The sequence below is a fragment of the Streptomyces sp. NPDC051582 genome, assembly GCF_040681715.1.
In the GTDB taxonomy this organism is placed as follows: Bacteria; Actinomycetota; Actinomycetes; order Streptomycetales; family Streptomycetaceae; genus Streptomyces.
In genome coordinates, this window is the sequence record NZ_JBFAZJ010000001.1 from 493,468 (window position 1) to 506,371 (window position 12,904).

General features: G+C 74.8%; 9 protein-coding genes. 3 read left to right on the forward strand and 6 right to left on the reverse strand.

The features are described from left to right. Window positions 1-241 precede the first annotated feature (241 nt). Window positions 242-838 (forward strand): hypothetical protein, encoded by a 597-nt coding sequence (locus AB0M92_RS02280; protein ID WP_366100192.1) that lies wholly within the window; start codon window positions 242-244, stop codon window positions 836-838. A 57-nt stretch (window positions 839-895) separates the two neighbouring features. On the opposite strand, the gene AB0M92_RS02285 is transcribed toward AB0M92_RS02280, so the two are convergent. Continuing rightward, window positions 896-2,497, reverse strand: a complete 1,602-nt coding sequence (locus AB0M92_RS02285; RefSeq protein ID WP_366100193.1) for a DUF6350 family protein — start codon at window positions 2,495-2,497, stop codon at window positions 896-898. A gap of 123 nt (window positions 2,498-2,620) precedes the next feature. On the opposite strand from AB0M92_RS02285, the gene AB0M92_RS02290 reads away from it, so the two are divergent. Beyond that, window positions 2,621-4,210, forward strand: coding sequence for a helix-turn-helix domain-containing protein (locus AB0M92_RS02290; RefSeq protein WP_366100194.1), 1,590 nt, complete (start codon window positions 2,621-2,623; stop codon window positions 4,208-4,210). 93 nt (window positions 4,211-4,303) lie between these two features. Here the strand turns inward: AB0M92_RS02290 and sucD are convergent, their stop codons facing one another. The 5 genes from sucD to AB0M92_RS02315 all read right to left on the reverse strand — a co-directional run bounded on the left by sucD (window position 4,304) and on the right by AB0M92_RS02315 (window position 11,359). Then, window positions 4,304-5,194, reverse strand: coding sequence for a succinate--CoA ligase subunit alpha (gene sucD, locus AB0M92_RS02295; protein WP_030864229.1), 891 nt, complete (start codon window positions 5,192-5,194; stop codon window positions 4,304-4,306). 21 nt (window positions 5,195-5,215) lie between these two features. Then, window positions 5,216-6,394 (reverse strand): ADP-forming succinate--CoA ligase subunit beta, encoded by a 1,179-nt coding sequence (gene sucC / locus AB0M92_RS02300; protein WP_366100195.1) that lies wholly within the window; start codon window positions 6,392-6,394, stop codon window positions 5,216-5,218. Between the two features lie 362 nt (window positions 6,395-6,756). Continuing rightward, on the reverse strand, window positions 6,757-7,941 hold the full coding sequence (locus AB0M92_RS02305; RefSeq protein WP_366100196.1) for a VWA domain-containing protein: 1,185 nt from the start codon (window positions 7,939-7,941) through the stop codon (window positions 6,757-6,759). Between the two features lie 62 nt (window positions 7,942-8,003). Next, window positions 8,004-10,256: a DUF5682 family protein gene (locus AB0M92_RS02310; protein WP_366100197.1), complete on the reverse strand. Its 2,253-nt coding sequence runs from the start codon at window positions 10,254-10,256 to the stop codon at window positions 8,004-8,006. Beyond that, the gene (locus AB0M92_RS02315; RefSeq protein WP_366100198.1) at window positions 10,253-11,359 is read right to left on the reverse strand and encodes an AAA family ATPase; all 1,107 of its coding nucleotides are present in this window, start codon (window positions 11,357-11,359) and stop codon (window positions 10,253-10,255) included. Before AB0M92_RS02315 ends, AB0M92_RS02310 begins: the two co-directional genes overlap by 4 nt. A gap of 134 nt (window positions 11,360-11,493) precedes the next feature. Here AB0M92_RS02315 and AB0M92_RS02320 point away from each other — a divergent pair, with 134 nt between their 5' ends. After that, window positions 11,494-12,837 (forward strand): SWIM zinc finger family protein, encoded by a 1,344-nt coding sequence (locus AB0M92_RS02320; RefSeq protein ID WP_366100199.1) that lies wholly within the window; start codon window positions 11,494-11,496, stop codon window positions 12,835-12,837. Window positions 12,838-12,904: the final 67 nt, after the last annotated feature.

The following is a 12,904-nucleotide window of genomic DNA, read 5'->3' on the forward strand; positions in this document are numbered from 1 at the left end:
AATGCCGGACCCCCCTGAATACGGGTGACCCTACGAAGCCGCCGACCGCCTGCAACGATACCGGCACACCGCACGGCCCCCGAGGGACGGGGGGACGGGCGAGGGGTAGCGTCTGGCATACAAGCCGCATACGGCGCGGTGCGCAGCACCGTGCCGCACGTCAACAGCCCTTCGACGCACGCCGCTCGCGAGGCCCGCGACGTCCACGGACGTCCACGACACAGGGGAAGTAACGCACTCGATGCCGGATCGCCGCCAGCCCGACTCCTCCACCGACGACAACCCCTTCGCGGCTCCCCCGGAAGGCCGGCCCGACCAGCCGTGGCAGCCGCGCAGCAACGGCGACGGCGGCGGCCGCCCGGACGAGGACCCCGGATCCGGTCCCGGCGGGCCGGCGCGCTGGGACCCGACGGACCCGGTCCAGCGGCGCGCCCGGTACGCGCTGCTGTCCGGCATGTGGGGCTTCTTCTTCGGGATCTTCGGGATCCCGTCGATGGGGCTGCTGCTCGGCGCCCTCGCCCTGTACTGGGGGATCAGCGGGCTGCGCGGGAAGCCGGTGGCGGGCGCCTCCGCCGTGGACGGCGCGGCGGGCCCGGCCCCCCAGGGGGGTCTGGCGGCCCTCGGTCCGGCGGCGCGCCCGCAGCGGACCGCGGCGATCGGCGGGCTGGTCACGGCCTCGCTGGCGATCCTGCTGGCGCTGAGCTCGTACGGCCTGCAGCTGGCGTACAAGGACTTCTACGTCTGCCGCGAGGACGCCCTGACCAAGTCGGCGGAGATGCAGTGCAACAACCTGCTGCCGGACAACATGCTGGGCAAGATCCTGAAGGTGCAGCAGTAGTCGTCGCCGCAGCCCGCGGCCGCGGACCTTCGGGCCCGCGGCGTCAGGCCCGCGGCGTCAGGCCGGGGGCTTGCGGCGGGGCAGCACGCGGGCGCCGGCCACGGGCGGCACGAGGGGCCGGGGCGGCGCGCCGGCCGGCTCCGCCGGGATCGGAATCGGCGTCAGGTCCAGGTGAAGGCCCGTCACGACGGTGAGCCGGCGGGGCGGTCTGGGCGCGGCGGCGGGCGCCGGTTCGGCTGCCGGCCGTGGGTCCCGGGGCGGGTCCTGCCGCGGGTCCTGGGGGCTCAGGTCCGGGACCAGGGTGCCGGCCGCCCGGCGCAGGGCCTCCCAGCGCAGTTCCCGTACACCGCTGTCGTGCCACTCGTCTTCGCAGTCCCCGGCGGGGCCGTGCGCCTGCCGGGCGGGCCGGGTCCGCCAGGAGTGCACCGCCACCGCGACCGGCACCGCCGGGAGCAGGGTCCAGGCGAGGGCCGCCGCGCCGGTCGCCCACCACACCGGGCCGAAGCCGGCCAGTTCCCGCGAGCCGAGCGGCCCCGAGGCGGCGGCCGCGAGCCCGGCCAGCAGCAGCCCGCACACCAGGGCGCCCAGAGCCGCCGTCAGGGCGGTCTCCCTGTACGAGACTTCACGCGCCCGGCGTACGGCGAACCACCCGACCGCCAGCCCGGCCAGCACCGGCACCCCGGCCGTCGCACAGGTCAGCAGGGTCCCGGGCCCCTCCGGCGGCAGCGCCGCCAGCAGCGGGAACCTCGGCAGGGCGGGCGAGCCGGCGAAGCCGAGCGGGGTCGCGGTGGCTCCGGCGCCCAGGGCGAAGCCGGGACCGAGGGCGTAGGCGGCGCCCCAGACCACCGCGTTCGGGAGCAGTGCGAGCGCGAGGAGCAGGACCGCGAAGCGGCCGGACCAGACCCCGGTCAGCGCCAGGAAGGAAGCCTGGACCTCGGCGGCGTGCCAGGCGAGCGAGGCCCCGACGATCAGCGCGCCCCCGCCCAGCAGGACGAGCGCCCCGGCGGCTCCGGCCCGCAGCGCGACGCCGTAGCGCGGTCGGGCGGCGGCCCGGCGTACGGTCCCCGGAACCCAGTGCGGCAGCGGGCCGACCGGACGCCCCTTGGCCGACCAGACGCCGCCCGCGGCGGCGAGTACGGCGACGAGCGGGACGTGCCAGGCGGCGCTGAGCGGGTCGGCGGGCATCGGGCCGGCGGCCGCGTACACGGTCGCCAGGGACCCGACGGAGAGATACCCGCAGGTCACGGCGGAGAAGATGGCGGAGGCGGGCAGTACCTCGTCCGCGTCCCCGCCGTCGCCGGAGGCGCTGCCGAGCCGCGCCGCGCGGCGCATGAGCAGGGCGGGCAGCGCGACGAGCAGCAGCGGGGTCACGCCCACGGGAGCCGGCACCCCGGAGAGGGTCTCGTACCGGACGAGCTCCGTGCCGTGGGCGAGCAGCCAGAGCCCGGCGGCCAGGTGCAGGGCGCCGCCGGGGCCGCTGTCGGGGTAGGGGGAGCTGATCCAGAGCACGATGACGAGCACGGCGAGGAAGCCGAGTCCCAGCCCGGCGGCGACGGCCCCGCCCAGCACGCAGGCGGCGGCGGCCGGCGAACGGCGCCGCCCGGCGGCGGCCCGGGGGGCCGCTTGCAACGGGGTCTCGCGTTCGGTCACTTGGGTCACCACGCCATGGTGCCAACGACACGCGCTATGGGCGGGTAACAGGCGAATGTCCGTGGTGTCGCTCAATATACGTTTTATGTACTTTTCCGCCCAGGGCTGTCGGCAGGTCACGGGGAGTGTGGCATGACAGAGAGCGTCGAGGAGCCGAGGCTCCCCTCGCCCAAGGAACGCCGCAGACTGCGCGAGGCGGCCGGCCTGTCGTACGAGGCCGTCGCGACGGCGGTGGGCGTACGGGCCAACACGGTCCGCTCCTGGGAATCGGCCCGCACCAGCCCCCGGGGCCGCAAACGCGAGGCGTACGCCGCGTTCCTGAGCTCCCTGGCGTCGGCGGCGGCTCCTGCGGCTACTGAGGCTCCTGAGGTCTCTGAGGCCCTTGCGGCCTCTGAGCTCCGGAAGGTTTCCGAGGTCACCGAGGTGACCGAGGTCCCCGAGGTCTCGGAGGCTGCTGAGGCTGCTGAGGCCCGGGACTCCGTGCCCCCTTCGCCGGAGGAGGCGACCGCCGAAGCGGCCGACGCCCTCGCGGTGCGCGTGCCGGGGGTCATGCGGCCCTTCGGGATGAGCGGGCACGGGGCGCGGACCCGGCCGCCGGTCGCGGCCAAGCGGGCGGCCAAGCCACCCACCGCCACGCCCCGCCACGAGGCGCGGTTCACCGTCAAAGCCACCGCCCGGGCCATCGGCACGCCCGGGCGCGGCAGCTGCGCAGCGACTCCCACCCCCGCCGGAGCCACCACGAACGGGCCCGGCGGACCCCCCGCCGCGGCCGCGGCCGCCGGCCCGCACGGGGACGCGGCCGCCGGCCCGCAGGAGCCCGAGGACGCCGCCGCCGGGGGCGCCGCCCCCGAGGAGCCCGGGCCCGCCCCGGACACGGAAGCGACCGCCGGTCCGAAGGCGCACCGGGCAACCGGCCCCGGGGCCGCGTTCGATGCGCTCTACCAGTACGCCGCCCCGGCGCTGGCGCGGCAGGCGTACCTGCTCACCGGCCGCCGCGGGCTCGCGCACGAGGCCGTCGAGCGGGCCTTCCAGCTGGCCTGGGCGCGGTGGCCCGAGGTGGCCTCGGATCCCGACCCCGTCGGGTGGGTGCGCGCGGCCGCGTACGAGTACGCCCTCTCCCCCTGGCACGGTTTCCGGCGCGCCCACAAGCACCCCGACAAGGCCCCGGCCGCCCCCGCCGACCGGATCCTGATGGACGCGATGCTGGCGCTCCCGCCGGCCCACCGCCGTACCGTCCTGCTCTACGACGGCGTCGGCCTCGACCTCCCCGACACCGCCGCCGAGACCGAGGCCACCACCCCCACCACCGGCAACCGCCTCCTGCACGCGCACGCCGCCCTCGCCGACCGCATCCCGGAGCTGGCCGCCGCGCCTCCCGAGAGGCGGTCTGCGGTGCTGCGCGAGCGGCTCGGGGCGGTCGTTCCGGCCGTTCCGCTGGAGCCCCGCCCCGCGGCCACCGTACGGATGGCCGCGGAGTACCGCGCCACGCGCTGGACCCGCGCGTTCCTCGGTCTGACGGCCGTGATCGCCGTCGCGACCGCGTACACCACCGCCACCGCGCCCCGCCAGTACGAGCCCCCCATCGCGCCCGGCGCGAGCGTCTCCGGGGTCCCCCCGCTCGCCGGCCCCCAGCGGCTCACCGACGAGACCCGGCAGCTGCGCGAAAAGCTCCGCGCGCACCCCGCCCACCGGCCCGAGCGGATCGCGCCCAGCCTCGAATAGCCCATGGAAAACGGGCGTGGCCCGCACCCCACTCGGGGATGCGGGCCACGCCCGTACGGCCGTACGCAATCACACGTACGGCAGCGGCAAGCGTTACTTCGCGGCGTTCAGGATCTCGCGCGCCAGCTTGGCCGTCTCGGTCGGCGTCTTGCCGACCTTGACGCCGGCGGCCTCAAGGGCCTCCTTCTTGGCCTGCGCGGTACCGGAGGAGCCGGAGACGATGGCGCCGGCGTGGCCCATGGTCTTGCCCTCGGGGGCGGTGAAGCCCGCGACGTAGCCGACGACCGGCTTGGTGACGTTCTTCGCGATGAAGTCCGCCGCACGCTCCTCGGCGTCGCCGCCGATCTCGCCGATCATGACGATCAGCTCGGTCTCCGGGTCGGCCTCGAAGGCCTCCAGGGCGTCGATGTGCGTGGTGCCGATGACCGGGTCGCCACCGATGCCGACGGCGGAGGTGAAGCCGATGTCACGGAGCTCGTACATCATCTGGTAGGTCAGCGTGCCGGACTTGGACACGAGACCGATCTTGCCGGGCTTGGTGATGTCGCCCGGGATGATGCCGGCGTTGGACTGGCCGGGGGTGATCAGACCCGGGCAGTTCGGGCCGATGATGCGGGTCTTGTTGCCCTTGGCGGTCGCGTACGCCCAGAAGGCGGCGGAGTCGTGCACCGCGATGCCCTCGGTGATGACGACGGCCAGCGGGATCTCGGCGTCGATCGCCTCGACCACGGCGGCCTTGGCGAAGGCCGGCGGGACGAAGAGGACGGAGACGTTGGCGCCCGTCTCCTTCATCGCCTCGGCGACGGAGCCGAAGACCGGGACCTCGGTGCCGTCGAAGTCGACGGTGGTGCCGGCCTTGCGCGGGTTCACGCCGCCGACGATGTTGGTGCCGTCAGCCAGCATCAGCTTGGTGTGCTTCATGCCCGTGGCACCGGTCATGCCCTGGACGATGACCTTGCTGTCCTTGTTGAGGAAGATAGCCATGTGAGTCTTTGACCTCTGCCCTTACTTCGCAGCCGCGAGCTCGGCGGCCTTGTCGGCCGCGCCGTCCATGGTGTCCACGCGCTGGACCAGCGGGTGGTTGGCGTCCGAGAGGATCTTGCGACCCAGCTCGGCGTTGTTGCCGTCGAGGCGGACGACGAGCGGCTTGGTGACCGCCTCGCCCTTCTCCTCCAGCAGGGCCAGCGCCTGGACGATGCCGTTGGCGACCTCGTCGCAGGCGGTGATGCCACCGAAGACGTTGACGAAGACGGACTTGACGTCCGGGTCGCCGAGGATGATCTCAAGACCGTTGGCCATGACGGCGGCGGAGGCGCCACCGCCGATGTCCAGGAAGTTGGCGGGCTTGACGCCACCGTGGTTCTCACCGGCGTACGCGACGACGTCGAGGGTGCTCATGACGAGACCCGCGCCGTTGCCGATGATGCCGACCTCGCCGTCGAGCTTCACGTAGTTGAGGTTCTTCGCCTTGGCGGCGGCCTCAAGCGGGTTCGCGGCAGCGTGGTCGACGAACTCCTCGTGACCCGGCTGGCGGAACTCGGCGTTCTCGTCGAGCGAGACCTTGCCGTCGAGCGCGATGACGTCGCCGGAGGCGACCTTCGCGAGCGGGTTGACCTCGACGAGGAGCGCGTCCTCGGCGATGAAGGTGTCCCACAGGGTCACGAGGACCTCGGCGACCTTCTCGGCGACCTCGGCCGGGAACTGCGCCAGGGCGACGATCTCGCGGGCCTTCTCGATGGTCACGCCCTCGTTGGCGTTCACCGGGACCTTGGCGAGCTTCTCCGGGGTCTCCTCGGCGACCTGCTCGATGTCCATGCCGCCCGCGACCGAGGCCATGGCCAGGAAGGTGCGGTTGGTACGGTCCAGCAGGTACGAGACGTAGTACTCCTCAAGGATCTCGGGAGCGGTCTCGGCGATCATCACCTTGTGGACCGTGTGGCCCTTGATGTCCATGCCCAGGATGTCCGTCGCGCGGGCGACGGCCTCGTCCGGGGTGGCGGCGAGCTTGACGCCACCGGCCTTGCCGCGGCCGCCGACCTTCACCTGCGCCTTGACGACCGACTTGCCGCCCAGCCGCTCGGTGGCCTCGCGAGCCGCCTCAGGCGTGTCGATGACTTCACCGGCCAGCACCGGTACACCGTGCTTGGCGAAGAGGTCCCTCGCCTGGTACTCGAACAGGTCCACGCGCGTCCGTCCCTTGTCTTCAAAGATTCGCAGTGATTCGCGGTTGTCTGCGTGGGCGTGCCGCGGAGGGCAACGTGACGGCGCTGTCACTAGGGAGGCGCACACGGTGACCGTGGACGCGGCATGTCCGTCCCGCAGGTTATCCCCGTGGGACGTGGGTCCCTAAATCGCAGATCACACCTGAGCGGTGATACCTGTCACAGATCCCCTCACGGTTGAGCTGGATGTTCGTGCGATCCGCCAGGTGCGGCAGCGGGCGGCACAGGGCGATCGCGGCCCCGCCGCGGGAGGGATCGCGACCGCGGGGCGGGGCGGTGCGCGGGACCCGGCGGGAGGGGATCCGCAGGTCGGCCGGGGGACGGTCAGGGGAGGGGCAGGGGGCGCTTCTCCAGGGCCGCGGCCATCACCTCCGGGAACAGGTCGGGGGTGCACGCGAAGGCCGGGACCCCAAGCGCCGCAAGGGCTGCGGCGTGCTCGCGGTCGTAGGCGGGAGCCCCTTCGTCGGACAGAGCGAGCAGGGCCACGAACGTGGTGCCGGACGCCTTCATCGCCGCGACGCGGCCCAGCATCCCCTCGCGTATGCCGCCCTCGTGGAGATCACTGATGAGGACGACGACGGTGTCGGCGGGACGGGTGATCCTGGACTGGCAGTAGGCCAGGGCACGGTTGATGTCGGTGCCGCCGCCGAGCTGCGTGCCGAAGAGGACGTCGACGGGATCTTCCAGCTGATCCGTCAGGTCCACGACGGCGGTGTCGAAGACGACGAGCCGGGTCGCGATCGTGCGCATCGAGGCGAGTACCGCGCCGAAGACGGAGGCGTGGACGACGGAGGCCGCCATCGAGCCGGACTGGTCTACGCAGAGGACCACCTCTTTCTTCACCGCCCGGGCGGTGCGTCCGTATCCGACGAGCCGCTCGGGAACGACGGTGCGGTACTCCGGCAGGTAGTTCTTCAGATTCGCCCGGATGGTCCGGTTCCAGTCGATGTCCGCGTGGCGGGGGCGGCTGGTGCGGGCGGAGCGGTCGAGGGCGCCGGTGAGGGTGGCCCGGGTGCGGGACGCGAGCCGCGCCTCCAACCGCTCGACCACTTTGCGGACGACGGCCCGGGCCGTTTCACGGGTGGTCTCGGGCATGGCCTTGTGGAGGGACAGGAGGGTGCCGACGAGGTGGACGTCGGGCTCGACGGCCTCCAGCATCTCGGGCTCCAGGAGGAGGGAGGCGAGGCCGAGCCGCTCGATGGCGTCCCGCTGCATGATCTGGACGACGGAGCCGGGGAAGTACGTGCGGATGTCCCCGAGCCAGCGCGCCACGTGCGGTGCGGAGCCGCCGAGCCCCGCACTCCGATCGCCACCCCTTCCGTCTCTTGCGCCCCTTCCGTCCTTCTGGTTCCTCCCGTAGAGCGCCGAGAGAGCAGCGTCCATCCCGGCGTCCCGCCCGGCCAGGGCGCACCCGGTCCCGTCCTCCTCCCCGCCGAGCACCATCCGCCACCTCCGCAGCCGCTCCTGCGCGCGGGCGTCACCCGCCGCCGAGTCGTTCGTACCGGTCATCTCCGCGTCCCCTTCCCCTGCTCGTCCTGTCCCTTGCCGGCCGGTCCGGCCCCCGGCCGCGGTCATGCCGGCGGGCCGGCGAGGAGGAGGCCGAGGACCGGGAGGACCGCGTCCGCGCGGGACGGGTCCAGGGCGGGGGCGAAGCCCGCGGGGGCACCGCCCGGGGCCGCCCCGCGCGAACGGCCCCGGCGGACCAGCTCGCCCAGGCTCCGCCTGACGCCCGGCTCGTACGCCCCGAACGTCCGCCGCAGCAGCGGGAGCACGTCCGTGAAGGCACTCTCCGGGACCCCGGCCAGCCAGCTGTCGATCAGCCCCAGCAGCCGCTCGTCGTGGATCAGCAGCGTGCCGTCCTGCGCGAAGCCCTCGATCCAGCCCGCCGCGTCGGGCGCCGCCGCCGCCGGGGACAGGGCCAGGCCCATCAGCCGCGCCGTCTCCTGCGCCGACAGCCGTCCCTCGTCCAGCAGCAGCCGGGCCGCCCGGCCGCGGATGAGCCCCGGCACCCCGTCCCGGCCCGCCAGCGCCCGCAACACCGCCGACCAGCGCTCCCGCAGCCCCTCCTCGTCCAGGAGTCCGATCGCGCCGTGCACGGCGTCCACGTGCCCCCGCAGCTCCGCCGCCGCCTCGGCGTCCAGACCCGCCGCGCACGCCGGCGGCAGCGCCACGCAGATCCGCTCCGCGAGCCCGCCCGCGACCGTGGCCAGCGCCGACGCGTCCGTCCCCCGTACGTCCCCGTACCGCAGCGAACGGGCCAGCGCCGGCAGGGCCCTGGCCAGCCGGGCCACGTCGGTGTCCAAGGCCGCCCGGTCCGCGAGGGCCCGCAGTACGGCGGGCAGGGCATCGGACAGCCCGGCCAGCAGGCACCGCTCGGCCAGCGCCGTCACCTCGCCGAGCTCCCGCGCCCCCGCCGCGTCCGCCTCGGCCTTCGCCGTGGCGGCCGCCACGACCGTCGTGCCCCAGATCCCGGCCTCGGCGACGCGCACCGACAGCTCCGGCTCCCACCGCAGCCGCCACGTCTCGCGGAAGGTCCCCGTACTCCCCCGCGAGGCGGCCGGGGTGCCCCAGCCGATGCCGAGCAGCCGCAGCCGGTGGAGCAGCAGCGACTTCGCCGCGTCCGTGTCCTTGCGCAGGTCGAGCTCCAGCTCGCGCTCCCGGGCCTCGGCCCTCAGCCGCAGCGAGCGCTGCTGCCGGGTCAGGTCGCGTTGCAGCGGGACCGCGGGTGCCCCGTCGGGGACTTCGCCGAGCACGTCGCCGATGACCAGCCGGTCCTCGATCAGGGCGAGCGGTACGTCGGAGCCGTCGCACATCACCGCCCTGACCGCCTCCAGGGTCTCCGTCAGCCCGGCCAGCGGTCTGCCGCGCAGCGCGGCGAGCGTCCCGGCCAGCCGTACCGCCTCGATCACGTGCGCCGGGGAGACCGGCCGGTCCTCCTCCCGGAGCAGCCCGGCGACCTTCGTCAGCCACCGCTCCACCGGCCGGTCCCGCGCCGCGAACAGGTGCGCGTACCAGCCGGGCGAGGTGATGCCCGCCCCGTATCCGCCGGCCCGGGCGAGCCGCCGGTGGGTCCAGGGGACCCAGGCCGTCTCCACCTTGACCTTGGGCAGCCCGGTCAGCAGCGCCTTGTCCGCGGCGGCCGTGGTCCGCGCGCCCAGCGCCGGCACGTGCCAGGCCCCGCACACCACGGCGTACCCGTCGCCGAACTCCCGGCGGGCGGCCCGCATCCGCTGCCGCATGTACGCCTCGCGCACCCGGTCCCTCGACTGGCCGCCGTCCCCGTACGCCTCGCGCAGGGCTCCCATGGCCTCCCCGAGCGCCGCGAACGCGCCGAGCGGGTCCGCCGCTGCGTCGCCGCGGTGTTCGACCACGTCCTCCCACCAGCGCTCGGGGTCGTCGTACCCGGCGGTCTCGGCCAGCACCGCGAGGGGATCCAGCCGTACGGAGCCCGCCTCGTCCGGGCCGGTGCAGGACTGCTCCGCCAGCGTGTGCGAGGCGGGGAGGTCGATGAAGCGGACCGGGACGGCCGCCTCCTGCTCCTGGGCCCAGCGGATGGCGACCCACTCCGGCGAGAAGGCGGCCAGCGGCCAGAACGCGGCCCGGCCCGGATCGCCGGCTGCGTGCGCGAGCAGGGCGACGGGCGGCCGCATCCCGGGATCGGCGGCCAGCGGCAGCAGCGCGTCGCCCTCCGGCGGGCCCTCGATCAGCACGGCCGCCGGCCGGGCCGCGTCCAGGGCGGCCCGCACGGCGCGGGCCGAGCCCGGCCCGTGGTGCCGCACTCCCAGCAGCAGCGGCCCCCGCCGCGCGGCGGGCGGCCCGCTCATGCCGTCACCTCCCGGCAGGCGCGGTAGAAGTCCTTCCAGCCGTCCCGCTCGCGCACCACGGCCTCCAGGTACTCCTGCCAGACCACCTGGTCGGCCGCCGGATCGCGGACCACGGCGCCGAGGATCCCGGCGGCCACGTCGGACGGGCGCAGCACGCCGTCCCCGAAGTGGGCCGCGAGCGCGAGGCCTCCGGTGACCACCGATATGGCCTCGGCCGTGGACAGCGTGCCGCTGGGCGACTTCACCTTCGTCCGGCCGTCGGCGGTGATCCCGTCGCGCAGCTCGCGGAAGACCGTCACGACGCGGCGGATCTCCTCCAGGCCCTCGGGGACGGCCGGCAGGTCGAGGGCGCGGCCCATCTGGTCGACGCGGCGGGCGACGATGTCGACCTCGGCGTCGGCGGTGGCGGGCAGCGGCAGCACGACGGTGTTGAAGCGGCGGCGCAGCGCGCTGGAGAGCTCGTTGACCCCGCGGTCGCGGTCGTTGGCGGTGGCGATGAGGTTGAAGCCGCGTACGGCCTGCACCTCCTGGCCGAGCTCCGGTATCGGGAGCGTCTTCTCGGACAGGACGGTGATGAGGGTGTCCTGCACGTCGGCCGGGATGCGCGTGAGCTCCTCGACGCGGGCGACCCGGCCCTCGGCCATGGCGCGCATGACGGGGCTCGGCACGAGGGCTTCGCGGCCGGGCCCGTGGGCGAGGAGGCGGGCGTAGTTCCAGCCGTAGCGGATGGCCTCCTCGGGGGTGCCGGCGGTGCCCTGGACGAGGAGGGTGGAATCGCCGCTGACGGCGGCGGCCAGGTGTTCGGACACCCAGGTCTTGGCGGTGCCGGGAACGCCGAGCAGGAGCAGGGCGCGGTCGGTGGCGAGGGTGGTGACGGCGACCTCGACGATGCGTCGCGGGCCGACGTACTTGGGCGTGATGACCGCGCCGTCGGCGAGCGTGCCGCCGAGGAGGTAGGTCGCGACGGCCCACGGGGAGAGCTTCCAGCGAGTGGGGCGCGGCCTGTCGTCGGCGGCCGCGAGGGCTTTCAGTTCCTCCGCGAAGGCGTCCTCGGCATGCGGTCGCAGCGCGTCTGCGCCCCTGTCGTTCTCGGGCATGGTCATGGTCCCCCTCCAATGCTCGGCAGCCGTTCCCGACCGCTGGAACAACCGTGCACCACGGCACTGACAACGCCCCTCCTCCACACGGTTGTTGCAGGTCAGGGCGATTGTCAGTGGGGGTCTCTACGGTGGGACACATGACTGAGCAGGGGGTCCGCCGGACGGCGGAACAGGTACTGGCTCTGGCTCCTGACGACGCGTCGCGCACAGCGGGGGCCAAGCTGGGCGGGGCGGGTCCGTGGTCACAGATCGGAGGTTCCGCTTCCGGTTTGGTGTGGGGGTTGTGCAGGGGCAGCGGCAGCACGCCGTACCGGACCGTCGTGGACGTGGGGGGCCCGGCGTACAAGTGCTCCTGTCCCAGCCGGAAGTTCCCGTGCAAGCACGCGCTCGGGCTGCTGCTGCTCTGGTCGGCGGAGGGGGTCGGCGAGGACGGCGAGGTGCCGCAGTGGGCGGCCGACTGGTCGGCGGAGCGGGCGGCGAAGGCCGCCCGGCCGGCGGCCGCGCCGGGCCCGCCGGCGGACGAGGAGGCGGCGAGACGCCGGGCCGGGCGGAGGGCGGCCCGGATCGGCGCGGGGGTCACCGAGCTGGAGCAGCGGCTGGAGGACGTGCTGCGCGGCGGCCTGGCCGGCCAGCAGCAGGCCGGGTACGGCCCCTGGGAGGAGACCGCCGCGCGGATGGTCGACGCCCAGGCGCCGGGGCTGGCCGCGCGGGTACGGGAGTTGGGGACGATACCCAGTTGCGGTCCCGGATGGCCCGCCCGGATGCTGGAGGAGGGCGCGCTGCTGCACCTGCTGAACCGGGGTTGGCTCGGTCTGGCGGGTCTGCCGGAGCCGCTCGCCGCGACGGTCCGGAGCAGGGTGGGGCTCCCGGGTGCCGCCGCGGAGGGGGAGGTCGTACGGGACCGCTGGCTGGTGCTGGCCCAGTACGACTCGGTGTCACCGGACGGCAGGCTCACCACCCGCCGGACGTGGCTGACGGGGCTGGGGAGCGGGCGCCCGGCCCTGGTACTGGACTTCGGACCGCCGGGGCGGCCTCCGGCCCTGGCACTGCCCGTGGGGCTGGTGGTGGAGGCGGAGGCCCGCTTCCGGCCCGGTACGGCGGGGCTGCGCGCGGATCTCGGGGAGAGGTCCGCGGCGGCCGCACCGGACCGGGTCCCGGCCGGGGTCGGTACGGGGGCGGCACTGGAGGCGTACGGGGCGGCGCTGCGGGAGGACCCGTGGCTCGACGCGTGGCCGGTGGTGCTGGGCCCGGTGATCCCGATACCGGGGGAACCGGGCTGGCAACTGGCGGACGCGGAGGGCACCTCCGCGCTGCCGGTCGCGCCCGCTGCCGCCGGCAGTGGGCCGCGGGCCGGGCTGTGGCAGCTGGCCGCGCTCTCGGGCGGCGGCCCGGTCACCGTGTTCGGCGAATGCGGACACCGCGGATTCACACCGTTGACGGCGTGGCATCCGGGCTGCCCCGAACCGGTCGCCCTGGGGTGACGGGGCCGGGGGCCTCGTAGGGGCCCGGCTCTGGGCAGCCGGACGCCCCGTGGGGGAGGAAACGTCG

Coding starts and splice junctions, on each gene's coding strand:
- AB0M92_RS02280 (WP_366100192.1), top strand. CDS start 242: ATGCCGGATCGCCGCCAGCCCGACTCCTCCACCGACGACAACCCCTTC.
- AB0M92_RS02290 (WP_366100194.1), top strand. CDS start 2,621: ATGACAGAGAGCGTCGAGGAGCCGAGGCTCCCCTCGCCCAAGGAACGC.
- sucD (WP_030864229.1), bottom strand. CDS start 5,194: ATGGCTATCTTCCTCAACAAGGACAGCAAGGTCATCGTCCAGGGCATG.
- AB0M92_RS02305 (WP_366100196.1), bottom strand. CDS start 7,941: ATGACCGGTACGAACGACTCGGCGGCGGGTGACGCCCGCGCGCAGGAG.
- AB0M92_RS02310 (WP_366100197.1), bottom strand. CDS start 10,256: ATGAGCGGGCCGCCCGCCGCGCGGCGGGGGCCGCTGCTGCTGGGAGTG.
- AB0M92_RS02315 (WP_366100198.1), bottom strand. CDS start 11,359: ATGACCATGCCCGAGAACGACAGGGGCGCAGACGCGCTGCGACCGCAT.
- AB0M92_RS02320 (WP_366100199.1), top strand. CDS start 11,494: ATGACTGAGCAGGGGGTCCGCCGGACGGCGGAACAGGTACTGGCTCTG.